General features: G+C 73.4%; 22 protein-coding genes. 10 read left to right on the forward strand and 12 right to left on the reverse strand.

Translation table 11 applies throughout. From position 1 onward, the window contains the following. Positions 1 to 527 precede the first annotated feature (527 nt). Positions 528 to 689 (reverse strand): hypothetical protein, encoded by a 162-nt coding sequence (locus E1212_RS29690; protein ID WP_162605634.1) that lies wholly within the window; start codon positions 687 to 689, stop codon positions 528 to 530. Positions 690 to 985: 296 nt separating this feature from the next. Between E1212_RS29690 and E1212_RS26230 the strand changes: the two genes are divergently transcribed. Beyond that, positions 986 to 2,329: an NsdA family TPR-like regulatory protein gene (locus E1212_RS26230; RefSeq protein ID WP_131987999.1), complete on the forward strand. Its 1,344-nt coding sequence runs from the start codon at positions 986 to 988 to the stop codon at positions 2,327 to 2,329. Then, complete coding sequence (locus tag E1212_RS26235; RefSeq protein ID WP_131988037.1) at positions 2,326 to 3,210, forward strand: phosphotransferase enzyme family protein; 885 nt, start codon at positions 2,326 to 2,328, stop codon at positions 3,208 to 3,210. The genes E1212_RS26230 and E1212_RS26235 overlap by 4 nt, the downstream gene beginning before the upstream one ends. A 7-nt stretch (positions 3,211 to 3,217) precedes the next feature. Here the strand turns inward: E1212_RS26235 and E1212_RS26240 are convergent, their stop codons facing one another. The 3 genes from E1212_RS26240 to E1212_RS26255 form a co-directional block, all read right to left on the reverse strand. Further along, on the reverse strand, positions 3,218 to 3,883 hold the full coding sequence (locus E1212_RS26240) for an ATP-dependent Clp protease proteolytic subunit (protein WP_162605635.1): 666 nt from the start codon (positions 3,881 to 3,883) through the stop codon (positions 3,218 to 3,220). Between the two features lie 339 nt (positions 3,884 to 4,222). Further along, positions 4,223 to 6,079, reverse strand: a complete 1,857-nt coding sequence (locus E1212_RS26250) for a sialidase family protein (protein ID WP_131988003.1) — start codon at positions 6,077 to 6,079, stop codon at positions 4,223 to 4,225. A gap of 158 nt (positions 6,080 to 6,237) precedes the next feature. Continuing rightward, entirely contained in the window at positions 6,238 to 7,062 is an 825-nt protein-coding gene (locus E1212_RS26255) for a DUF427 domain-containing protein (RefSeq protein WP_203417246.1), read from the reverse strand. 64 nt (positions 7,063 to 7,126) lie between these two features. Between E1212_RS26255 and E1212_RS26260 the strand changes: the two genes are divergently transcribed. Next, complete coding sequence (locus E1212_RS26260; RefSeq protein WP_131988007.1) at positions 7,127 to 8,389, forward strand: hypothetical protein; 1,263 nt, start codon at positions 7,127 to 7,129, stop codon at positions 8,387 to 8,389. 8 nt (positions 8,390 to 8,397) lie between these two features. Then, positions 8,398 to 8,784: a RidA family protein gene (locus tag E1212_RS26265; protein WP_131988009.1), complete on the forward strand. Its 387-nt coding sequence runs from the start codon at positions 8,398 to 8,400 to the stop codon at positions 8,782 to 8,784. Positions 8,785 to 8,805: 21 nt separating this feature from the next. Here the strand turns inward: E1212_RS26265 and E1212_RS26270 are convergent, their stop codons facing one another. Both E1212_RS26270 and E1212_RS26275 read right to left on the reverse strand, forming a co-directional pair. Further along, positions 8,806 to 9,879, reverse strand: coding sequence for an endonuclease/exonuclease/phosphatase family protein (locus E1212_RS26270; protein ID WP_131988011.1), 1,074 nt, complete (start codon positions 9,877 to 9,879; stop codon positions 8,806 to 8,808). Between the two features lie 246 nt (positions 9,880 to 10,125). Continuing rightward, entirely contained in the window at positions 10,126 to 11,265 is a 1,140-nt protein-coding gene (locus E1212_RS26275; protein WP_131988013.1) for an acetate/propionate family kinase, read from the reverse strand. Between the two features lie 44 nt (positions 11,266 to 11,309). On the opposite strand from E1212_RS26275, the gene E1212_RS26280 reads away from it, so the two are divergent. Then, positions 11,310 to 12,278, forward strand: a complete 969-nt coding sequence (locus E1212_RS26280; protein WP_203417248.1) for an LLM class flavin-dependent oxidoreductase — start codon at positions 11,310 to 11,312, stop codon at positions 12,276 to 12,278. A 5-nt stretch (positions 12,279 to 12,283) separates the two neighbouring features. On the opposite strand, the gene pta is transcribed toward E1212_RS26280, so the two are convergent. Genes pta through E1212_RS26295 form a run of 3 tightly spaced genes read right to left on the reverse strand, consistent with a single transcriptional unit; the run spans position 12,284 to position 15,419 of the window. After that, entirely contained in the window at positions 12,284 to 14,350 is a 2,067-nt protein-coding gene (pta, locus tag E1212_RS26285) for a phosphate acetyltransferase (RefSeq protein WP_131988015.1), read from the reverse strand. 53 nt (positions 14,351 to 14,403) lie between these two features. Next, the gene (locus E1212_RS26290) at positions 14,404 to 14,892 is read right to left on the reverse strand and encodes a DUF421 domain-containing protein (protein ID WP_131988017.1); all 489 of its coding nucleotides are present in this window, start codon (positions 14,890 to 14,892) and stop codon (positions 14,404 to 14,406) included. Next, entirely contained in the window at positions 14,892 to 15,419 is a 528-nt protein-coding gene (locus E1212_RS26295) for a hypothetical protein (protein WP_131988019.1), read from the reverse strand. The genes E1212_RS26290 and E1212_RS26295 overlap by 1 nt, the downstream gene beginning before the upstream one ends. 72 nt (positions 15,420 to 15,491) lie before the next feature. On the opposite strand from E1212_RS26295, the gene E1212_RS26300 reads away from it, so the two are divergent. Beyond that, a complete protein-coding gene (locus E1212_RS26300) occupies positions 15,492 to 16,643 on the forward strand; it encodes an adenosine deaminase (protein WP_131988021.1) in 1,152 nt (383 codons plus the stop codon). On the opposite strand, the gene E1212_RS26305 is transcribed toward E1212_RS26300, so the two are convergent. Both E1212_RS26305 and E1212_RS26310 read right to left on the reverse strand, forming a co-directional pair. Beyond that, positions 16,624 to 16,836, reverse strand: a complete 213-nt coding sequence (locus tag E1212_RS26305; RefSeq protein ID WP_131988023.1) for a PspC domain-containing protein — start codon at positions 16,834 to 16,836, stop codon at positions 16,624 to 16,626. The two genes, E1212_RS26300 and E1212_RS26305, sit on opposite strands and share 20 nt — an antisense overlap. A gap of 70 nt (positions 16,837 to 16,906) precedes the next feature. Next, the gene (locus E1212_RS26310; RefSeq protein ID WP_131988025.1) at positions 16,907 to 17,509 is read right to left on the reverse strand and encodes a uridine kinase family protein; all 603 of its coding nucleotides are present in this window, start codon (positions 17,507 to 17,509) and stop codon (positions 16,907 to 16,909) included. A 160-nt stretch (positions 17,510 to 17,669) separates the two neighbouring features. Between E1212_RS26310 and E1212_RS26315 the strand changes: the two genes are divergently transcribed. The 4 genes from E1212_RS26315 to E1212_RS26330 are packed head-to-tail and all read left to right on the forward strand — an operon-like array spanning position 17,670 to position 21,454. Beyond that, positions 17,670 to 17,981, forward strand: a complete 312-nt coding sequence (locus tag E1212_RS26315; RefSeq protein ID WP_131988027.1) for a metal-sensitive transcriptional regulator — start codon at positions 17,670 to 17,672, stop codon at positions 17,979 to 17,981. Positions 17,982 to 18,033: 52 nt separating this feature from the next. Further along, complete coding sequence (locus E1212_RS26320) at positions 18,034 to 18,243, forward strand: heavy-metal-associated domain-containing protein (RefSeq protein ID WP_131988029.1); 210 nt, start codon at positions 18,034 to 18,036, stop codon at positions 18,241 to 18,243. Positions 18,244 to 18,272: 29 nt separating this feature from the next. After that, positions 18,273 to 19,217: a hypothetical protein gene (locus E1212_RS26325; RefSeq protein WP_131988031.1), complete on the forward strand. Its 945-nt coding sequence runs from the start codon at positions 18,273 to 18,275 to the stop codon at positions 19,215 to 19,217. Then, on the forward strand, positions 19,214 to 21,454 hold the full coding sequence (locus E1212_RS26330) for a heavy metal translocating P-type ATPase (RefSeq protein ID WP_131988033.1): 2,241 nt from the start codon (positions 19,214 to 19,216) through the stop codon (positions 21,452 to 21,454). The genes E1212_RS26325 and E1212_RS26330 overlap by 4 nt, the downstream gene beginning before the upstream one ends. Here E1212_RS26330 and E1212_RS26335 read toward each other — a convergent pair. Next, positions 21,438 to 22,418: CapA family protein (locus E1212_RS26335; protein ID WP_131988035.1), on the reverse strand; the 981-nt coding region annotated here is incomplete at its 5' end. The two genes, E1212_RS26330 and E1212_RS26335, sit on opposite strands and share 17 nt — an antisense overlap.

Genomic DNA, 22,418 nt, shown 5'->3' on the forward strand with positions numbered 1-22,418 from the left:
GGGGTCAGCGGCCGGGCGGGGGCTGTGGTGGACATGATCTACCATCCTTCGTAGAGAGGGGTCCGCGGCTTGGACTGTCCTTCTCGGCGGACCGCCGGAGTTGCCGCTCCGGCGGTCCTTCACCGACTCCCGTCTGGGAGTGGTCCTCACGCTACGAAGGCGTCACGTGCTCGCACGTCGGCCGGCAGGCGTATCTCGCGCCTACGGCAGGCGACGTACGGGAGTGCAGGCGGCACCCAGGGGCGTAGCCGGCACGCGATGTGGGCCGGGGGACCCGGGCGCTGCCTTCGCCCGGATCCCCCGGCCTGTTTCCCCGTGGATCCCCGTCGTGCGAGTCGTGCGGCGTCGCGGTCACTCCGCGGGCGGCCGAACGCCCTATCTCGACATCGGCCGAACGGACGACTGGACAATTCTGCGCGATGTGCGAATTGCATCCGTGTGAGTCATTCCGACCCCCGTCGAATCACGGAGCAATTCGGGCGAATCGCCCCAACGTGCCCGCTTTCCCGGACGAGTCCATGCCTCGTTCAGTCTCCAGCCGTGCCGGTGAGGACCGCCGGCAGCCGTCCGGCCGCGCCGTCGGGACCGAGGGGAACGATGCGCCGGCCCTCGCGCCGGATCGGGCGCGCCTCCCAGGCGTGGTCGGCGGCGTTCCAGGTCAGCACGTACTCCGTGTCGCGGCGCAGCATGGTTCGAGCCTCCTGAGTCCCCCTGCTGATCCCCCGGAAGTCTCGGCGGGTTGCCGGGTCGGGGTGGATTCCGGCAACCCGCCTCAAGTCACGGCTCCATGAACGGTGTCGAATCGGGAGAAAGGCACCGGCCATGACTCGTGTTTCGATCATTTCGCCGGAATTGGGTGATCAGTAGGGCATCGAGATGGGATCATCGGGGGAGGCGAGAGGGGATGGTTCGGGATTCTCCGGATCGCCTGACAGCAATACGCCGAGAATGCCATTATGTTCCTCCCCACGTACGTGGAGACATCGTGCGCGAACCGAACGAGCACCTGCGACTGGCCCGCGAGAGCTGTCCGTCGGCCGACGTGCCCGGAACCGCGATGTCCCGCCAGGAACTGGCGGACCGCGTCAACGCCTACCTCTTCGAGTCGACGGGCCGGCTGCACGAGCTGGACGACAATTACATCGGCAAGCTCGAGCGCGGCATCATCCGCTGGCCGCAGGCCTCGTACCGGGAAGCCCTGCGCGCCGTGCTCGGCGCGAGCACCGATGGCCAGCTCGGCCTCGTCAACACCCGGCGGCTCTCGACGGCGCCCGTCGTGCGGGTCGCCGACCCGATGGGTGAGTCGGACGTGAAGCGGCAGGAGTTCCTCCGCGCGGCGTTCGTCGGCGTCGGCGGGCTGCTGGCGTCGCCGTCGGCGCTGCTCGACCTGCTGGCGCCGCTGCGGCCCAGCGACGCGCCGAAACGGGTCGGCCGCAGCGAGATCGAGCAGGTGCGTGGTGCCGCCGAGCTCCTGGTCAGCTGGGGACACAGCCACGGCGGCGCCGGGGTGCGCGAGGCCGCCAACGCGCAGCTGCGCTGGTTCGGTCAGCTGCTGGGCGCCCAGTCGACGGCCGAGGTGCGGGTCGAGCTGCACGAGGCGGTCGGCCTGCTCGGCCACGCGACGGCACACATGGCGTTCGACGCGTGCGCGTACGACGACGCCCAGCAGATCTTCAAGTTCGCGCTGGCCTGCTCCGAAGAGGTCGGCAGCTGGCACCTGCGGGCCAAGGTCCTGTCGTCCATGGCCCGGCAGGAGATCTGGCGCGGCGAGCCCGACGTCGGCCTGACGTACGCGGAGCTGGCGCTGGTTCGCTCCGACCGGCTGACGGCCACGGAGCGAGCCATGCTGCACACCGCCCGCGCCCGCGCACTGGCCAAGCTCGGCCGCTACCAGGACACCCTGCGCGCCGTCGGCCAGGCCGACGAGGCGTTCGCGCACGCCGAGCCGGCCGGCGACCCGCCGTGGATGGCGTACTACGACGCCGCGCAGCACGCCGGCGACACCGGCCACGCGCTCTTCGACCTCACCGTGCAGGGGCACCGCAGCGACGCGGCGCCCCGGCTGCAGACCGCCATCGACGGCCACACCGCCGGCTACGTGCGCTCGCGTGCCATGTCGCAGACCAAGCTCGCGTCGTTGACCATGGTGGTCGGCGACCCCGACGAGGCCGCCCGCATCGGCATGGCCGCCGTCGCCGACGCCGGGCGCCTGCACTCGCGCCGCGCGGCGATGGACCTCGCCGAGCTGCGGTCGTACGCCGGCCGGCACGCCGGCGTCCCCCAGGTGGCCGAGCTGCGACATCGGCTCGCCACCGCTCTGGCGTCGTGACGGACGACGACACCCACAGCGTTCTGCACCACGCCTGCCGCCGCGCCGGGCTCGACGCGGCCGCCGCCGAGCTGGTCCGCCGCTCCGAGAACTCCGTCTACCGGCTGCCCGGCCGGGTGATCGCCCGGGTCGGCCGGTCCGGGCAGGGCGCGGCGGCCGGCAACGAGGTCCGGGTCGCCCGCTGGCTGGAGCGGGCCGGGCTGCCCGCCGTCCGGGTGCTCCCCGGCGTCGAGCAGCCGGTGGAGGTCGACGGGGTCCCGGTGACGTTCTGGCGCGCGCTGCCACCGCACCACGACGCCGCGGACTCGCAGGTGGCCGGCGTGCTGCGGCGGCTGCACGCGCTGGACCCGCCGGCCGGGTTCGCGCTACCCGAGCTGGCACCGTTCGTGCGGGTGCGCGACCGCATCGAGGGGGCGCCGACGGTGTCGGCCGCGGACCGCGCGTGGTTGCTCGGGTACCTCGCGGACCTGGAGACGCGTCTCGCCGAGCTGCCGCCGGGGATGGCGGCGTCGGTGGTGCACGGCGACGCCTGGGCGGGGAACGTGGTCGTCGACGACGGCGGCACTGTGTGGATACTCGACCTCGAGCGGTTCTCCGTCGGCCCGCCCGAGTGGGACCTGGTGTCGACGGCGGTGCGCATGACCTCGTTCGGCACCCTCGACGCCGCCGAGTACGCGAGGTTCTGCGCCGGCTACGGCCACGACGTCACCTGCTGGCCGGGCTACGAGACGCTGCGCGACATCCGCGAGCTGCGCGCTTGCTCGTACATGCTGCAGCATGCCGGCGGCAGCGACGCCGCGCGCGCCGAGGCCGAGCACCGGGTCGACTGCCTGCGCGGCCGCTCAGGCGACCGGCCGTGGCACTGGCGGCGCGTGTTCTGAGCCGCGGTCACAGCAGCCGCGTCAGCAGGCCGTGGGCGAACGCGTCCTCGGCCGACAGCACGCGCCCGGCGCGCAGGTCGGCACGGACGGCGTCGGCGTCGCGCCCGGTCGTGCCGGCGACCAGCTCGCATACGCGGTCGACCTGGCGTTCGTGCTGATCGGCCTCGACGGCGAGTTGGGCTGCTGTGCCCGCGGCCTCGGCGCGCGGGAGCGACAGCACCAGGGTGGCGCCGCGGTGCGCGGCGCGGTCCTGGGCGGCGCAGAGCACCGCGATGGCCGGTCCTCGCAGCGTGCCGTGGACCACCACGTGCACCGGCGCGGCGAGCACGCTCAGGGTCCCGGCCAGCGCGAGCGACGCGTCGAGCTCGCTGTCGCGGCACGACAGGTGCAGCTCAACGGGCCTGGGGTCGTGCCGGCCGAGCAGCAACAGCTGCGCGGTCGTCCGGTTGGCGAGCGTCGTGTCAACCCGCCCGCCGGCATGCACGATGCGCTCGTCGAGCAGCCGGTCGACGATGTCGCGGTCGGACGGGGCCAGGCGCCGCTCCTCCCAGCCGGGGAGGATCGGCTGCGACGGCGCCGGCTGCGGGGGCTGCCAGGGCGTGCCGGGGCGGAACGGCGGCGGCACCTCGGGCGGGACGGGTGGCCAGGCAGCGCTGAGACGGGTGCGAGACACGGGGAGCTCCTCCCATGAGATGTGCTCCTTCCAGCATGGACCCTCCTGGACGTGGATCGTCCGGAACCGGCGCTACGGTTCGGGCATGACGATGTCGACGACGACCTGAGCGGCTCCCGGTTCTACCGGGTCGACTCGTGGGTGCGGCCGGCGATACCTGGGCGCGGGAGGGCCCGGCTGGGCGCCGCCGCGCAGGTTGCCCGTCCGCGAGTGCCCGCTGACCCTGCTCAACGAGGAGTACCAGCACCGCCGCTACGCCGAACGCGACCTCGCGGTGCTGGAGACGCGCTGACTCTCCCGCCGCCGGCCGGCGGCGGCGGGAGAAGCCGGGAGCAGCGGTCACGACTCGTCGCTGAACGTGCCTCCGAAGATGTCGGAATTGCCGAACGTCGGCGGGCACTGGGTGTTCGGGCCTGGCCGCAACGCGTCGGAATGGGCGTTGGGCAGCTCCGCGGCCGACGCCCGATCCGCCGGGCGGTCGCCGACGATGGGCTCGGTCTCACCGGAGAGGACGTCCTCGACGAAGGCCTGCCGGTAGGCGTTGATGGCCGGGCAGACCGCGCCGTTGCGCATGTCGTTCCACACCAGCGAGCCGTATTCCCTGGTCGCGACGGCGTAGTTGTAGTCGCCGAGGAACTCCGAGGTCAGTCCGTTGGCCGAGGACGCTCGCCCGTCACCCAGGGCGCCGCGCAGCAGCGTCGTCCAGGCTCCGAACGCGCCTGTCGACGGGTTGACGTCGGCATGACGGACGACGCCCATCACGCGCCGTGGCGACGTCGTGTCGGTGCGCCATGGGTCCAGCCAGGCGTTGTACACCAGCCAGGCGTCCGTGCCGTCCGGCGAGATCGCGACGGCCGGGAAGTTCGCGCGGTCGGCCCCGTCGTTGGCGTTCATCGGTCCGGAGTAGCTGTCGCCGCCGCTCGTGCTGGAGACGACCCAGGCGCGTTCCTGATTCGTGCCGACGCGGTCGTCGGCCCAGGTGATGAGGATCTGGTCGGTGGCGTCGGCACCGGACGGAGCGCCGTTGGCGATGTCGATGCTCGGGAAGGTGTTCGTGCGCGCGCCGGCGATGCCGTCGATGGTGAACCGGCCCTGTGCCGGATCGAACTGCCCGATGCCGGCGACCGGCTGCACGACCGCGCGCGGCCGCTCGAAGTTCGCCCCGCCGTCGAACGATCGGGCCTGGAAGAACACGCCCTCACGGGTGCGGATGTCGGTACCGACCCAGACGACGTACACAACGCCGGCACTGTCCGTGCGGATCGCGCAGCCCTGGCGGCCGCCGGTCTGCGGGTTGTTCGTGGCGGGCGTCAGCTGGCGGGTGCGCCACGTGTCGCCGCCGTCGGTGGAGCGGGCGAACAGCACCGGTTCCGCACCGCCGGCGCCACGGAAGCCGACGTTGCAGACGTAGGCGTTGCCGAAGTGCGGACTGGACTCGGCGTTGTCGGCCCAGACCTGCTCCTTGTCGCTGAACAGCGCCGAGCTCTGCCGGGTGACGACGACGGGGTCCATCCAGGCGTCGTTCTGGCCGGCGATGGCGCCAGCGATGTCGTCGGTGCGGGAAATGGCGATGGCAGCCGCGCCGCGGAAGCCCGGGTTGCCGGGGAACGGCGTGGCGATGTTCGTGTAGTAGAGCCGCTGGCCGTTCTCCCAGGAGAAGTCGCCGTCCTCGTCGGGCACCGGGCCGAACGCCAGCTCCGGGTCGCCGTTGGAGACCATGCCGTTCTCGACGTAGTTCGGCAGCGTGCCGATCGGCCCGGCCGGATCGGGGACGCACCCGGTGTCGGCGGGCGGCGGCTGGCCGGGAGCGAGGTCCGGCTGCCCGATGCAGCTCGGCGTCACCCGCGCCGAGTAGCCGGTGTAGGTCGGCTGGCTCCACGTCCGCCCCGCGTCGGTGGAGAACTGCACCCCGGACAGGCCAACGCCGGGGGTGAACGGGCAGGTGCGGTCGTCCGCGGCGTTACACGCCTCCATGTCGATGTTGTCGTTCGCCCCGGCCGCCAGGATGTTCGGCTGGACGGGGTTCACGGCCAGGCCCGGCTCGTTCTGCTTGTTCTGCGAGAACAGCGAGTCGTTGCTTCCCACGGTGACCTCGGTGGATCCACCGGGGGTCAGCGGGGCCGCTGCGGCGATCCCTGCGATGAGAGCAGTGCTGAGTGCCGCGATGGGGACCGCGGCGGGTCGCCTGGTGCGCATGACGTCTCCTGACGGTGGCGGAAAGGTCTGCGCGGCGCGCCGCATCAGGTGACCAGGCCCCCGAGGCGCCCGGTGCCCCGGACGCGGTGGTCGCACCAGCACCCTTCACCCGGGTGGAGACGACGGCAAGAGGTGGTCGGAACCGGCTGCTGACGGAGTCACGACCATGGCGAGACCGGGCGCGGCACCGGCGTGCTGTCGACGGTGACGTCGACCTTCTCGTCGAAGAAGGTGATGTGGTCCTTCACCTCGACGCCGTCGGACAGCGGGTCCTCGTAGCTCCACGCGAGGTTGCGGTGCAGCTCTCCGCCGATCCGTGCCGACCAGTACCGCGCGTGCCCCTTGTACGCGCACCAGCTGCGGGTCTCGCTGGGCTCGAGCAGCTGGAGCCGCACGTCGGACCGCGGGACGTACGTCCGGGTCGGCAGGTGCGTCTCGAACAGCAGCCTCGCCCGGGTCGTCTCCGCCAGCACCACACCGTCGACGGAGATGACGACGTGCCGGCTGGAGGAGCGCACGTCGATGCGCTTGAACGGGTCGCGCGGGTGGGCGAAGACCTCGTCGTCCTCCTCGAACCACTGGTCGAAGGCCGACCAGTCGAGGATCACGTAGCCGGCGAGGTCGGGGTCGGCGGGCCGGAAGCCGGCGCCGTCGAGCACCACTGAACCGCGCCGCAGCGACAGCGGCTCGCCCTGCGTCGTCCGGACGGAGAACGGCGTGCGCGGGTCGAGCACGGGCGGGCCGCCGGCGTGCACCTGGACGGGGTGCTCCTCGGCCTCGGCCGACGCGGGCCCGGCGGGGATCGGCTCGGCGTCGAGGTCGGCCTCGGGGATGGCGTAGCCCGGCACGATTCGGCGCGGCTCCCACACCACCATGCCGGCGACGGTGTCGGCCCACGTGTCGCCGCCGAGGACGGCGCGGATGCGCTTCGGGGACGGCTCGAACCGCAGGTCCGGCAGTGCGCCCATGATCAGAGCGCTCATCCTGGTGCCCATGGCCCACTATCGGCGCGCGAGAATGGCCCCGTCAACGACGGAGGGGTGACTCGTGGCGAGCGCGAAACTGACGGAGCAGGTGTCGGCGGCGTCCGTACTGGGCGCGCTCGCGGGGGCGGCGCTGGGGGCCGGACGGGGGAGGCGTGCGGTCGGGCTGGGCGCGGTCGCGGGCGCCGCGGTCCTGGCCGCGTCGGAGTACGTGGCGCGGCGCCGGCAGCGGCCCGACGAGATCCCGGCGCTGCCGCACCGCATCCTGGCGACGGGAGCGCTGGCCGCGCCGCTGGGCTGGGCCGCCGGCGTGCTGACCAAGCAGCCGCCGTGGCGGGTCGCGCTGGCGGCCGGCGGCGTGGCGGGCGGGCTCGGCGTGCGGCCGCAGAAGGTGGCCCTCGGGCCGGCGGTCGGCCTGGCGGTGCGCCCGGTGGTCGCCGGCCGCACCCCCGCGCAGGCCGCAGCCGTCGCCGTCGTCGCCTATCGGGTCGCCGCGGCCGCGCTGTTCCGCGACGCCCAGGTGACCCTGCTGGCCGAGCGCGCCGTCCCCGAGGACCTGCCGTTCGTGGTGCCGCTGGCCGCGCAGGGGCGCTACGTCGGCACGGACTTCGTGCGCTCACTGGCCGAACAGCTCGGCGGCGAGTACGTGCGCGACGCGGCCGACGTCGGCATCGTGACGTCGCTCGACGAGCTGGTCGGCGGCGACTTCTACCCGGCCGCCGTCGACCCGCTGGTGCGAGAGTTCTACGAGCACACGACCCGGTTCGCGCTCGACATCACGCCCGAGTGGCGGCCGTGGGTGCGGCCGGGCTACCTGCTGTACCGGACGGCGCTCGCGCGGCCGCTCGGCCAGGCCAACGTGCCGATGAACCAGCGGCAGGCGCAGCGCGGCGTCGTCAGCCGCATCGACACCGTCGACCCCGGCGACGGCGGCCCCGCCCTGCGCGGCTGGATCCGCTCGTACGCCGACGACGACGAGCCGATCTACGTGGGCATCTACACCACGTACCGGCGGGGCGGGCGCGGCTGGGTCAGCGTCGGCTTCCCGCTGCCCGGCGGCAGCTTCACCGCGACGCTCGAGCCGCGGCTGCGACCGGGCGGCGGGCTCGCGCTGACCAGCACCGGGACGGCCGTCGACGCCGGGCACTACCTCTCCGTCGTCGACCCGGACACCGGTGAGCTGACCACGCTCGCCGTGCCCGGGTTCGGCGAGGAGCTGCAGGTCCGGGCCGACGGCGGCGAGTTGCGTGCCGACCACGCGTTCTCGCTGTTCGGGCTGCCGTTCCTGGTGCTGCGCTACCGCATCCGCCGCAAGTCCGACTCCTGAGGAGACCGATGGAACTCGTCCCGCACAACCCGGCCGACGGCGTCTACCCGGCGACCGGTGACTACGTGCACGCCATGGAGGTCCGCGAACCCGGCCGGTTGCTGTTCGTGGCCGGCACCATGGGCCTCGACCCGCACGGAACGCCCGGCGCCGACCTCGGCGAGCAGCTCGAGCTGGTCTGGTCCAACATCCGCGCGATCCTCGCGTCCGCCCAGATGAGCGTCGACAACATCGTGCGGCTGACCAGCTACCTGCGCGACCCCGCGTACGCCGAGGCCAATGCCGCGGCTCGCATCGCCGCCCTCGGCGGCCGCCCGGTCCCGACGACGGCGATCGTCGCGACCACCCTCGACCCCGCCTGGCTGGTCGAGATCGAGGTGGTCGTCGCCGGCTGATGGGAGGGAGAGGCGAGCGCGTCAGCGGGTGAAGCGGAGCTTCGCCACCACGCCGGCATGGTCCGACGGCCAGAGGCCGGTCGGGACGGTGCGGTCGGCCTCCTCGTCGCCGATGATCTCGGTCCGGGCCGCGCGGACCCCCGCGCCGGTCATGACGTAGTCGATGCGGCTGCGCAGCCGGTTCTCGTCGAGCAGCGTCGCCGTCTGGCCGGCGGTGAAGCCGGTCGCCGGGTCGCCGCCGGTCGCGAGCCAGACGTCACCGAACCCGGCGCCGGTGAGGATGCCGTACGCGCCCGCCGCGTCGTTCGGACGCGAGTTCAGGTCGCCGACCAGCACGGTGCGCAGCGGCGACGCGTCCAGCAGCCCGGCAAGCTCCGTCGCCTGCGCGTTGCGGATGGCGGCCGGCCCGGACGCCTCGAGGTGCGTGTTGGCGAACCGGAACGACGCCCCGAGCAGCCGGACGTCCACCGTCGACCAGCCGCGCGGCGACTCGAACGTCAGCCCCGGGATCGCCGTCGGGATCTCCAGCACGGCGCCGAACGTGCCGGACCGCGGGTTCGTCACCTTCAGCAGCGGCCGCGGCAGGTCGGCGCGGACGATGATGACGTCGCGGTCGCGGAACCGGGCCTGCTCCGTCGCCGAGATCGGCAGCGTTCCGTCGAAGTTCCAGTTGGTCGCGACGGCGCGGTACGGGTGGCCGCGCTCGGCCAGCTCGTCCAGCAGCAGGTCGAGGAAGTCGTACGTGACCTGCAGCTGGCCGCCCAGCGGACCCTTCTCCCAGAGCGCGACCTCCTGCAGGCCGACCACCTCGGGCCCGTGGCCGGCGATCTGGTCGGCGATGGCGCCGGCCCGCTCCGGGAAGTTCGTGGCCTCGACACCGGCGTAGACCTCGCCGGCCAGCCGGACCAGTTCCTGCGGGTTCGTCGCGGTGAACAGCGGGTCGAGCGTGGCGCCGAGGTAGACGTTGTAGGTGGCGACCTCGGCGGCGAAGATCGGCGGCATGCCGTCGTCGGCGGCGGCGGACGGCGTCAGCGAGAGGGCGGAGGCGGCCGCGACCGCGGTGAACACCGCGGCGCGCCGGAGCGATCGGAACATGGTGATCCTTTCGGGAGGACGAAGATCGTCACCAGGGAGACGCGCCGCAGCTCGCCCGGGTTGCTCCGCCGGGGCGGAATGACGCCGATCAGCGGGCGAGTCGCCTCCAGTCGCAGCGATGGAAGCGACCATGCCGGCCCGACGGTGACCGGGACCCGAACCATTCGGTCCCGGCCGAAGGGCCCGGGACACGACCCGCCCGGCCGGGTGGGGGCTTGACCACGGGGCGGGCACCGACAGTCGGCGTCAGCCCGCGGTGAGCTCCGCGGCCTGACGGGCGATCTCGAGCTCCTCGTCGGTGGGGACGACCAGGACGGCGACGTCGGCCCCGTCGGGCGAGATGATCTGGGCCCGGCTGGTGGCGAAGGAGTTGCGGACGTGGTCGACCTCGACGCCGAGGTGGCGAAGGCCCGCCAGCGAGTGCGACCGCACCCACGAGTCGTTCTCGCCGACGCCGGCCGTGAAGACGATCGCGTGCGTGCGGCCGAGGACGGCGAGATAGGCGCCCACGTAGTGCCGGATCCGGTAGCAGTACAGCTCGCGGGCCAGCTGCGCCTCGGCGTCGCCGGCCTTGGCGCGGCGGTGCACCTCGCGCAGGTCGTTGGCGCCGGCCAGCCCGAGCAGCCCGCTGCGCCGGTTCAGCAGCGTGTCGATCTCGTCGACCGAGAGCCCGGCCTCGCGGTGCAGGTAGAACAGCGCGCCGGGGTCGATGTCGCCGGTGCGCGTGCCCATGACCAGGCCCTCGAGCGGCGTCAGGCCCATCGAGGTGTCGACCGAGCGGCCGCTGCGCACCGCCGTCGCCGACGCCCCGTTGCCCAGGTGCAGGACGACGAGGTTGGTGTCGGCGGGGTCGCGTTCGAGCAGCCGGGCGGCTGCGCGGCTCACGTGCGACACCGATGTGCCGTGGAAGCCGTAACGGCGCACGCCGTGCCGCTCCGCGACCGAGCGCTCCAGCGCATAGGTGTAGGCGACCGGCGGCAGGCTCTGGTGGAAGGCGGTGTCGAAGACGGCGACGTGCGGCACGTCCGGAAGCTCGCGCCGGGCCAGCCGCAGCGCCGTCAGCCCGGGCGGGTTGTGCAGCGGCGCCAGCGGGGCGAGCTCCTCGATGGCGTTCTCGACGCCGTCGTCGACCAGGACCGGCTCGGCGAACCGGTCGCCGCCGTGGACGATCCGGTGCCCGACGGCGGCCAGGCCCAGCTCCGCGAGCGGCCCGCACTGGTTCTCGAGCTCGTCGACCACCTGCCGCAGGGCGGCCGCGTGGTCGGCGACGCCGTCGTCCTCGCCGATGCGCTCGACCAGGCCCTTGGCCAGGCGCGACGGGCCCATGGGATCGATCAGCTGGTACTTGATGGACGACGATCCGCAGTTGAGCACGAGGACGGTCATCGGGGGTTTCCGTTCCTGTCGGAGGGTCCGGTTAGTCTGCGGCCATGCCTACCAACCGCCTGCAGGTCGGAATGTGTTTCGACAAGGTCTTCCCGCCTGCGTTCCTCACCGAGGTGGCGCGCTCGCTCGACGAGGGCGGCGCGCAGCAGCTCTGGGTCATCGAGGACTGCTTCTACACCACCGGCCCCAGCCTGGCGGCCGCGGCGCTGGCGGTCACCGAGCAGCTGACGGTGGGGGTGGGCATCCTGCCGGCGGTCGCCCGCACGGCGCCCGTCACGGCCATGGAGATCGCGACGCTGCACGGCTTCGGCCCGGGACGGCTGCTGCCCGGCATCGGCCACGGCGTGCAGTCGTGGATGGCGCAGATGGGGGTGCGGCCGGCGTCGCCGCTCACCGCGCTCGAAGAGGTCCTGGTCGCCGTCACGCGCCTGCTCGCGGGCGAGACGGTCACCAGCCACGGCCACTACGTCAGCCTCGACTCCGTCCGGCTCGACCAGGCGCCGGCCGACCCGCCGCCGCTGCTGGCCGGCGTCTACGGGCCCAGGTCGCTGGCACTGGCCGGGCGGGTCGCCGGCGGCGTCGTGCTGGCCGAGCCCGCCAGCCCCACCTACGTGCGCTGGTCCCTCGAGCAGGCCGGGCGCAAGGCCGGCGACCTCGGCTTCCACGTCGCCGTGTTCGGCGTGGTGTGCGTGAAGAAGGAGCGCGCCGAGGCCTACCGCACCATGGCGCCCTGGCTCGCCCACCAGCTCGAGGGCGCCCGCGCGAACCTCACCGCGCTGCCGTTCTTCGACGACATGGCTGCCCGCTACGCCGGCAAGGGCCTCGACGGCCTGGCCACCATGCCGCCGGAATGGTGGACCGAGCTCGCGCCCATCGGCACCCTCGACGACGCCGCCGCGCACCTGCAGGCGCTCGAGGACGCCGGCGTGCAGAGCATCGGCATGTACCCGTTCCCCGAGGCCGGGGTCGCACGCGCCCAGATCGGCGACGTCGTCCGGCTGGCCCGGCGCTAGCGCGCTCACGGCGCCGCCGCCGACTGCGCCTGGATGGCGGTGATGGCGACGGTGTTGACGATGTCGCGGACCAGCGCGCCGCGCGACAGGTCGTTCACCGGCTTGCGCAGTCCCTGCAGCACCGGCCCGACCGCCACGGCGCCGGCGCTGCGCTGCACCGCCTTGTAGGTGTTGTTGCCGGTGTTGAGGTCGGGGAAGACGAACACCGTCGCCCGGCCGGCCACCTCGCTGCCCGGCAGCTTCGCCCTGGCCACGCTGGCGTCGACGGCGGCGTCGTACTGGATCGGGCCCTCCACCTCGAGCTCCGGTCGCCGCGAGCGGACCAGCTCCGTCGCCGTCCGCACCTTGTCGACGTCGGAGCCCGATCCGGACGCGCCGGTCGAGTACGACAGCATCGCCACCAGCGGCGCCACGCCGAACTGCGCCGCCGTCTCGGCCGAAGAGATCGCGATGTCGGCCAGCTGCTCCGCCGTCGGGTCCGGGTTCACCGCGCAGTCGCCGTACACCAGCACGCGGTCGCGCAGGCACATGAAGAACACGCTCGACACGACGGCCACGCCGGGCAGCGTCTTGATGACCTCGAACGCCGGCCTGATGGTGTGCGCCGTCGTGTGCGCGGCGCCCGAGACCATGCCGTCGGCCAGCCCGAGCTGCACCATCATCGTGCCGAAGTAGGAGACGTCGGCGACGGTGTCCCAGGCGGCCTCCTGGGTGACGCCGCGGTGCGCGCGCAGCCGGGCGTACTCGTGGGCGAACCGGCCGCGCAGCTCGCTCTCGCGCGGGTCGACGATCTCCGCGGCGCCGATGTCGACGCCCAGCCGGTCGGCGGCGGCCGTGACGTCGCCCGGCGGGCCGAGCAGGGTGAGGTCGGCGATGCCGCGGCGCAGGACGGTGTCGGCGGCGCGCAGGATCCGCTCCTCGGTGCCTTCGGGGAGGACGATGTGCCGGCGGTCCGCCCTCGCTCGGTCGACGAGGTCGTGCTCGAACATGAGCGGCGTGACGGCGCCGCTGCGGGTGACGTCGAGCCGGTCGAGCAGGTCGCCGGTGCCGACGTGCCGGTCGAACAGCGCCAGCGCCGTCTGCACCTTGCGCGTGGCGTCGTAGGTGAGCCGGCCGCGCACCGCGGCGAGCGCCGTCGCCGTCGCGAAGGTGTCGCCGGGCGCCGTCACGATCGGCAACCCGACGTCGAGGCCGTCCATCACCCGCACGATCTGCGCCGGCAGCTCGAAGCCGCCGTTGAGCACCACGCCGGCCAGCGTCGGGAACGTCTTCGACGCGTGCGCCGCCAGCACGCCGAGCAGCACGTCGCTGCGGTCGGCCGGCGTGATGACCACGGCGTCGTCGAAGAGGTGGTCGAGCACGTGGGGCAGGGTCATGCCGGCGACGACCAGCCCGCCGACCTCGCGGCCGAGCCGGGACGCGTCGCCGCGGAACAGCTCGCCCCCGGCGGCCGCGACCAGGTCGCTCATGGTCGGCGCGGACAGCAGCGGCTCCTCGGGCAGCGCGTACGCCGGGCCGAGCCTGCTCAGCGCCTCGCGCGTGGCGTCGAGCCGGTCGGGCGGGACCCGGTTGGCCACCAGCGCGGCCAGCGTGCCGTAGTTGGCGGTCAGCTCGGCGGTCGCCAGCTCGGCGACGGCGCGCAGGTCGCCCGGCGAGCGGTCGTGCCCGTTGAGCACCAGCACCACCGGCGCGCCGAGGTCGGCCGCCACGCGCGCGTTGAAGGAGAACTCCGTCGGGCTGTCGACGTCGGTGTAGTCGCTGCCGACCACCACGACGGCCTCGCACTGCGCCGCGACCGCGCGGTAGCGGCTGAGGATGGTGCTCATCGCGGCATCGGCGTCGGCGTGCACGTCCTCGTAGGTGACGCCCGCGCACACGTCGTACGGCAGGTCGACGCCGTCGTGCTCGAGCAGCAGCTCCAGCACGTAGTCGGGCTGGTCGCCGGAGCGCACGACCGGCCGGAACACCCCGACACGTCCCAGCCTGCGGGTGAGTGCCTCCAGCGCGCCGAGCGCGACCGTCGACTTCCCGGTCTCGCCCGTGACGGATGCCACGTAGACGCTGCGAGCCACCCCGAGAGGCTATATCGCGAAGGTGAGCATGTGGCGGCGGCCGGCCCGGCGCGTCACGTCACCTCCGCACCCTGCTTCGGCGGGTCCTCGCTCCCGCCCGAGTCCGACCTCGTGAAGACGGAGAACGTGCCGTCGGGCTCCAGCACCATGAGGTCGACGTCGGCGAGGTCGCGGACGCCGTGCTCGCGCGCCGCCGCCAGCACGTCGTCCATCGGCAGCCGCTCGTAGCGCAGCACCTCGTCGTCCACGTGGCCGTCCTTGATGAGGATGGTCGGCTCGCCCTCGAGCAGCCGCCGCGATCGCCGGAACCGCCAGCTCAGCCAGGACAGCAGCACGGACAGCAGCGTGAACGTCGCCACCGCCAGCGTGCCGCCGGTCAGCGAGAGGTCCTCCTGCAGGACGGTCTGGCTGATCAGGTCGCCGAGCGTGACCAGCAGGATCAGCTCGAATGCCGACAGCTGGGTGACCTGCCGTTTGCCCGACACCCGCAGCACGAACCAGAGCAGCACGAAGACGACGGCGGCGCGGATCACGATGTCCATCAGGGCAGCACCGTCATCCGGAAGCTCGCCGCGACCAGCGTCTGCCCGGTCGCGGAATCGACGACGGCGACGGCGTACCGGTTCGCGCTGGGCAGCTGGCCGGGCGCCGTGCGGGCGTCGAGCATGACGTGCAGGACGTCGCCGTCGGGCGGGGTGAACTCGTACTCCGCACGGTCCGGCCCGGACGTCTCGCCATCGGGGTTCGGATACCAGTTGTTGAAGTCCATCCGGTCGACCAGGCCCTTGCTGATCGACAGCGTCACAGGGCCGTCGAACCCGCCCGGCCGCTCGACGGTGATCTCCAGCGGCACCGGGATGCTCGGGCGGGTGATCTGGCCGTGACGGACGGTGAGCTCGTACCCGCCGCCTGACGCCGTCGTCGTCGCCGCCCGCGGTCCGAGCAGGCCGACGAGCGCGGCGGCCACGACCAGGCAGAGCAGCACGATGCCGATGCGGCGCAGGTTCCGCCCGCGCCGCGATGCCGCGGCGTCGCGCGTGGTGGGCAGCGTCGCGACGTGGTGAGCCACGCCCCCGTTCTACCTGCGACGGCGGCGGCTCCGCGGGTGCCGCGCCGGTGGCGTGCCGGGTAGCGTCGGAGCATGCGACCGACCGAGGCCGAGATCCTGGCCGCGCCCAAGGTGCTGCTGCACGACCACCTCGACGGCGGGCTGCGGCCGGCCACCGTCCTCGAGCTCGCGGCGGGCATCGGCTACGAGCTGCCGGCGAACGACGAGCCGGGCCTGCGGCAGTGGTTCACCGAGGCCGCCGACTCCGGCTCGCTGGAGCGGTACCTCACGACGTTCGACCACACCGTCGCCGTCATGCAGACCCACGACGCGCTGGTGCGGGTGGCCGCCGAGTGCGCCGAGGACCTCGCCGCCGACGGCGTCGTCTACGCCGAGGTGCGGTACGCGCCGGAGCAGCACCTCGCCGGCGGCCTGTCGCTGGACGAGGTGGTCACGGCGGTCGAGGAAGGCTTCCGGCTGGGGGAGTCGAGAGCGGCGGCGTCCGGGCGGCCGATCCGGGTCGCGACGCTGCTCACGGCCATGCGGCACGCGGCGCGGTCGCGCGAGATCGCCGAGCTGGCCGTGCGCTACCGCGAGGCAGGCGTCGTCGGCTTCGACATCGCCGGGGCCGAGGCCGGCTTCCCGCCCACCCGCCACCTCGACGCGTTCGAGTACCTGCGCCGCGAGAACGCGCACTTCACCATCCACGCGGGCGAGGCGTTCGGGCTGCCGTCCATCTGGGAGGCGCTGCAGTGGTGCGGCGCCGACCGGCTCGGGCACGGCGTGCGGATCATCGACGACGTGACGGTGGCACCTGACGGCTCGGTGTCGCTCGGGCGGCTGGCGGCGTACGTCCGCGACAAGCGGATCCCGCTGGAGCTGTGCCCGTCGTCGAACATCCAGACCGGCGCGGCCGGGTCCATCGCGGAGCACCCCATCGGGCTGCTCGCGCGGCTGCGGTTCCGGGTCACCGTCAACACCGACAACCGGCTGATGAGCGCGACCTCGATGTCGCGCGAGTTCGCCCTGCTGGCCGACGCCTTCGGCTACGACCTGGCGGACTTCGAGTGGTTCACGGTCAACGCTCTGAAGAGCGCGTTCATCCCGTTCGACCAGCGGCTGGCGCTGATCAACGACGTGGTCAAGCCCGGGTACGCCGCGCTGGGCGCCCAGCGGGCGTTCGACCGCGTCCGGACGGCGGGGGCCGCCGGTTCCGCGGAGCGGCTCAGTCCTCGCTCGGCATGATGATCCAGAGCGCGATGTAGGCGAGGATCTGCGGGCCGGGCAGCAGGCACGACAGCAGGAAGAGGATCCGCACGGTGCGGGTCTTCATGCCGAACCGGCGCGCCAGGCCGGCGCAGACGCCGGCGATCATCCGGTTGCCGTACGGGCGGACCAGGCCGCTCCGGGCCTCGGGGTAGTAGCTGCTTGTGCTCATACGTCAACGGTATTCCGCGGGGTCGGCGCGGACGTCCGTCTCGCGGATGGTCGGTCCCGGATGACGCGGGTCAGGGCTTCCCGGAGGGAGCGCCGGCGGCTTCCCGGAGGGCGTCCCGGACCTCGTGAGCGCCGGCCGGCCGGGCGCCGAGCCGGCGCTGCCGGTCGACGATGGCCCGCTCGAGCCGCATGAGGGCCCGGCCGCGGCGCAGCAGCGTCATCGGCGGTTTGCGGTGCTCGGCGAGGTCGCGGACCAGCCGCCGGAGGAAGTTCTTCCACGGCCGGCGCCGCAGCACGATGGCGTCGGCCAGGATCCCGCGGGCCCGGCACTCCTCCACGATCTCGGCCGCGAACAGCCCCTCGGCGACGAACACCGGCGCGGCGCCGACGGTGAACAGCTCGGTGCCGACGGCGCGGTCGTGGGCGATGTCGTAGACCGGGATCTGCGCACTCCCGGTGCGGCACAGCTGCACCAGGGTGTCGACGGCCCGCTCCCCGTCCCACGCCCGCGGGTCGTCCCAGTCGACGATGCCGAGCTCCGGATGCCGGGGCATGCCCGGGTCGTCGCCGTCGCGGTAGAAGTGGTCGAGGTTGAGCACGGGCAGCCCGCTCTCGCGGGCCAGGCGCGACTTGCCACTGCCCGACGGGCCGGCGAGGAGTACGACTCGGTGCACGGCTGCACAGTCTCTCACGGCGACGAGTCCGGCAGTGCGCGCGACGGAGATTCCCACCGACGGGTTGACATACCCTAGGGGGGTAGTGTATGAATGTGGCTAGATGCCGATACCGCACCGGGGTACCGTGTACGGAGCGGCGTCGAGCAGGGAGGACCAGATGACCGAGACCACGGGCGACGACCACGGCCACCACGGCTACATCCACCGCAAGGACGACTACCTCAAGCGGCTCACCCGCATCGAGGGTCAGGCGCGGGGGTTGCAGCGCATGGTCGCCGAGGAGAAGTACTGCATCGACATCCTGACGCAGGTCTCGGCCATGACGAAGGCGCTCGAGTCGGTCGCGCTCGGCCTGCTCGAGGAGCACCTGGCGCACTGCGTCGTCGAGGCGGCCCGGCAGGGCGGCCCCGAGGCGGACCAGAAGGTCAAAGAGGCGTCCGACGCCATCGCCCGGCTCGTCCGGTCCTGACCCGCGGCACCACATCACACGAACGCACCAACGCTCCAGGAGAGGCTTCGCCATGACCACGTCCACCTACACCGTCGTCGGCATGACCTGCGGCCACTGCGTCGCGTCGGTCACCGAGGAGATCGGCGGCATCGACGGCGTCAGCCAGGTCGACGTCGATCTCGCCACCGGCAGTGTCGACGTCACCAGTGCGGCGCCGCTCAGCGACGACGCCGTCAAGGCCGCGGTCGAAGAGGCCGGCTACCAGCTCGCCGGCTCCTGAGGCCCGGCGCCCGATCCTGGAGGTATCCCATGAACGCGCCGGCCAAGCTCGGCGTCTACGCGCTGTGTCTCGCCGGCGCGTTCGGCCTCGCCGCCGGGGTCGGCAGCCTCGTCGGGCCCATCGGCGACGACGAGGCCCCGGTCGCGTCCGCGCCGGAGGGCGAGGGTCACGACGACGGCGACGGCGGCGCTCACGCGGAACCCGCCACCGATGACCACGACGACGGCGACGGCGGCGGCCACGAGTCCAGCGGCGCCGACCACCTGCCCGGCGGGCTGATGGTCTCCGACCAGGGCTACACGTTCGCCCTCGCGGCCGACACGCTCCCGGCCGGTCCGGCCCAGAACCTGAGCTTCACCATCGACGGGCCCGACGGCGTCGTCACGGAGTACGACGTCGAGCACGAGCAGGAGCTGCACCTCATCGCCGTCCGCCGCGACCTCACCGGCTACCAGCACGTCCACCCGGTCCGGGCCGCCGACGGCACCTGGTCGGTCCCGCTCGACCTCACGCCCGGCGAGTGGAAGCTGTTCGCCGACTTCTCCACCCACGGCGAGGCGCTCACGCTCGGCACCGACCTGTCGGTCGCCGGCGACTACCAGCCCGCGCCGCTGCCCGCGCCCGGCACCACCGCGGAGGTCGACGGGTACACCGTCACCCTCGACGCGCATCTCGACGCCGGCGAGGAGACCGAGCTCACCCTCAGCGTCAGCCGCGACGGCGTCCCGGTGACCGACCTCGAGCCGTACCTCGGCGCGTACGGGCACCTCGTCGCCCTGCGCGACGGCGACCTCGCCTACCTGCACGTCCACCCCGAGGGCGAGCCCGGCGACGGCGTCACCCCGCCCGGCCCCGACGTCACGTTCTTCGCGACGGCGGCGTCGGCGGCCGATTACCGGCTGTTCTTCGACTTCAAGCACGACGGCGTGGTCCGCACGGCCGAGTTCACGATCGCGGCGGAGGAGCACCCATGAGCAGCGTCGACCTCGAGATCGGCGGCATGACCTGCGCGTCCTGCGCCAATCGCGTCGAGCGGAAGCTGAACAAGCTCGACGGCGTCACCGCCACCGTCAACTACGCGACCGAGAAGGCGCGGGTATCGTACGGCGACGGCGTCGGCACCGCCCAGCTGATCGAGGCGGTCGAGGCGGCCGGCTACACCGCACGGGTGCCGCAGCCCACGCCGTCGCCGGCCGCAGACACCGCCCCGGAACCGCAGGCCGACGCCGTCCGCACCCTGCGCGACCGGCTGATCCTTTCCGCCGTCGTCAGCGTGCCGGTCATCGTGCTCGCCATGGTGCCGGCCTGGCAGTTCGACTACTGGCAGTGGCTGTCGCTGACGCTCGCCGCGCCGGTGGTCCTCATCGCCGGGTTCCCGTTCCACAAGGCGGCCTGGACCAACCTGCGCCACGGCGCCGCCACCATGGACACGCTGATCTCCATGGGCACGCTCGCCGCGCTCGGCTGGTCGGTGTACGCGCTGTTCCGGGGCACCGCCGGCATGCCCGGCATGACGCACCCGTTCGAGCTGACCATCGCGCGCGGCAGCGCCGCCGGCGAGATCTACCTCGAGGTCGCCGCGGGCGTCACGACGTTCATCCTGGCGGGGCGGTATTTCGAGGCCCGGTCGAAGCGGCGGGCCGGCGCCGCCCTGCGCGCGCTGCTCGAGCTCGGCGCCAAAGAGGTCTCCGTCCTGCGCGACGGCGTCGAACGGCGGGTCGCGGCAGGCTCTCTCGCCGTCGGCGACCTGTTCGTCGTCCGGCCGGGAGAGAAGATCGCCACTGACGGCGTCGTCACCGAGGGCGCCTCGGCCGTCGACAGGTCGATGCTCACCGGCGAGTCGGTGCCGGTCGAGATCTCGGTGGGCGACGGCGTCACGGGCGGCACGGTCAACGCGCACGGACGGCTGGTCGTCGAGGCGACGCGGGTCGGCGCCGACACCCAGCTCGCCCAGCTGGCGAAGCTGGTCGAGGACGCACAGAGCGGCAAGGCCGAGGTCCAGCGGCTGGCCGACCGCGTCTCCGGCGTCTTCGTGCCGATCGTCATCGGGCTGGCCGTCGCCACGCTGGGCTTCTGGCTCGGCACGGGCGGCGGTGCCGCGACGGCGTTCGGCACGGCCGTCGCGGTCCTGATCATCGCCTGCCCGTGTGCGCTGGGCCTCGCGACGCCGACGGCCCTGCTTGTCGGCACCGGCCGCGGCGCGCAGCTCGGCATCGTCATCAAGGGCCCTCAGGTGCTCGAGTCGACCCGCCGCGTCGACACCGTCGTGCTCGACAAGACCGGCACGGTGACGACGGGCACGATGACGCTCGTCGACGTGGTGCCGGCAGCCGGGGTCGCCGCCGATGACGTGCTGCGGCTGGCCGGGGCGCTCGAGGACGCGTCGGAGCATCCGATCGCCCGGGCCGTGGCCGACGGCGCTCGCCTGCGGCTGGGCGGCGGGTCCGCTTCGCTGCCCGCCGTCGAGGACTTCCGCAACGCCGAGGGCCTCGGCGTCACCGGCGTGGTCGAGGGGCACGGCGTGCTGGCCGGGCGGCCGCGGCTGCTGGCGGAGTGGTCGGTCTCGCTGCCGGCCGAGCTGGCCGCGGCGATGGCTGCCGCGGAGGCGGCGGGCCGCACCGCGGTCGCCGTCGCCTGGGACGGCGCCGCCCGTGGCGTGCTGGTGGTCGCCGACGCCGTGAAGCCGACGTCGGCCGCCGCGATCGCCCGGCTGCGCGGGCTGGGGCTGACCCCGATCCTGCTGACCGGCGACAACGAGGCGACGGCGCGCTCGGTCGCTGCCGAGGTCGGGATCGAGGAGGTCGTCGCGGAGGTGCTGCCGGCCGACAAGGTCGATGTCGTCAAGCGGCTGCAGCACGAGGGCAAGGTCGTCGCCATGGTGGGCGACGGTGTCAACGACGCCGCCGCACTCGCCCAGGCCGACCTCGGCCTGGCCATGGGCACCGGCACCGACGTCGCCATCGAGGCATCCGACCTCACGCTGGTCCGCGGCGACCTGCACGCCGCCGCCGACGCGATCCGGCTGTCTCGGCGCACGCTGGCGACCATCAAGGGCAACCTGTTCTGGGCGTTCGGCTACAACGTCGCCGCGTTGCCGCTGGCCGCGGCCGGGCTGCTCAACCCGATGCTCGCCGGCGCCGCCATGGCGTTCTCGTCGGTGTTCGTGGTGTCGAACAGCCTGCGGCTGCGGCGGTTCACGGCAGCGGTCTGAGGTCCGTGCACTCGCGCAGGGCGGCGCGGTCGGCCCGCATGGTGCCGGCCGCGTCGCCCGCTGCGAACGCGGGGATCCCGTCGGCACCGATGCGGGCCGGCGCCCACGCCTCGGCCGTCACCGCCGCCCCGTCGACCGTGAGGGTGAGGACGCCGGTGGTCGACGTCGCCTCGGAGGCCTGCGCGTACCAGACGAAGTTGCCCAGCCCGTACGCCACGTAGGCGTCGGTGCGCGGGGCCAGGCCGGCGCCCTGCAGCCGGTGCGTGTGGCTGCCGACGACGACGTCCGTTCCGGCGTCGGTGAGGGCCGTGGCCAGCGCGGTCTGCGACGGGCTCGGGCAGCTCTCGCCCTGCACGCCCCAGTGCAGGTAGACGACGACCACGTCCGCCTGCGCGCGCGCCCGGGCGACGGCGGCCAGCAGCGGCGCCGGGTCCAGCGCCGTCGCCACGCCCGCGGTCGTGGCGGTGGCGGCCCAGTGGGCGGTCGGGTCGGCGCCCGGGTCGTCGGGCACGTTCGCCCCGATGACCGCTACCGTCGTCCCCCGGACGTCGCGCACCGCCGGCCGGAACGCGTCGGTCAGGTCCTTGCCGACCCCCACGACGTCGAGGCCCTGCGTCGCCGCTGCGGCCCGGGCGGTGAGCGTGTCGGCCAGCCCGTCCGGGCCGAAGTCCATCGCATGGTTGTTCGCCATCGTCACGACGTCGACGCCGGCGGCGCTCAGGGCGGTGAGGGACGATGGCGGTGCCTGGAAGGTGAACCGCTTGCCCGGCTCCGGCGTGCCGCTGGTCCCGACCGAGGTCTCGAGGTTCACGACGGTGAGGTCGGCGGCGCCCAGCTGCGCGGCGATCGGCGCGAGCGCCGTTGCCGGGTCGTCCAGTCGCGCGCGGAGGGCGCCCTCGAAGTGGATGTCGCCGGCGAACGCGAGCGTGACGGGCGACGGCGGCGGCTCCGGCGGGGGCGTGGG

The sequence above is a fragment of the Jiangella ureilytica genome, assembly GCF_004348545.1.
Lineage (GTDB): Bacteria > Actinomycetota > Actinomycetes > Jiangellales > Jiangellaceae > Jiangella > Jiangella ureilytica.

Coding starts and splice junctions, on each gene's coding strand:
- E1212_RS26270 (WP_131988011.1), bottom strand. CDS start 9,879: ATGTTCCGATCGCTCCGGCGCGCCGCGGTGTTCACCGCGGTCGCGGCC.
- E1212_RS26320 (WP_131988029.1), top strand. CDS start 18,034: ATGACCACGTCCACCTACACCGTCGTCGGCATGACCTGCGGCCACTGC.
- E1212_RS29690 (WP_162605634.1), bottom strand. CDS start 689: ATGCTGCGCCGCGACACGGAGTACGTGCTGACCTGGAACGCCGCCGAC.
- E1212_RS26305 (WP_131988023.1), bottom strand. CDS start 16,836: ATGAGCACAAGCAGCTACTACCCCGAGGCCCGGAGCGGCCTGGTCCGC.
- E1212_RS26290 (WP_131988017.1), bottom strand. CDS start 14,892: ATGGACATCGTGATCCGCGCCGCCGTCGTCTTCGTGCTGCTCTGGTTC.
- E1212_RS26280 (WP_203417248.1), top strand. CDS start 11,310: ATGCCTACCAACCGCCTGCAGGTCGGAATGTGTTTCGACAAGGTCTTC.
- E1212_RS26250 (WP_131988003.1), bottom strand. CDS start 6,079: ATGCGCACCAGGCGACCCGCCGCGGTCCCCATCGCGGCACTCAGCACT.
- E1212_RS26275 (WP_131988013.1), bottom strand. CDS start 11,265: ATGACCGTCCTCGTGCTCAACTGCGGATCGTCGTCCATCAAGTACCAG.
- E1212_RS26265 (WP_131988009.1), top strand. CDS start 8,398: ATGGAACTCGTCCCGCACAACCCGGCCGACGGCGTCTACCCGGCGACC.
- E1212_RS26300 (WP_131988021.1), top strand. CDS start 15,492: ATGCGACCGACCGAGGCCGAGATCCTGGCCGCGCCCAAGGTGCTGCTG.
- E1212_RS26315 (WP_131988027.1), top strand. CDS start 17,670: ATGACCGAGACCACGGGCGACGACCACGGCCACCACGGCTACATCCAC.
- E1212_RS26330 (WP_131988033.1), top strand. CDS start 19,214: ATGAGCAGCGTCGACCTCGAGATCGGCGGCATGACCTGCGCGTCCTGC.
- E1212_RS26325 (WP_131988031.1), top strand. CDS start 18,273: ATGAACGCGCCGGCCAAGCTCGGCGTCTACGCGCTGTGTCTCGCCGGC.
- E1212_RS26255 (WP_203417246.1), bottom strand. CDS start 7,062: ATGAGCGCTCTGATCATGGGCGCACTGCCGGACCTGCGGTTCGAGCCG.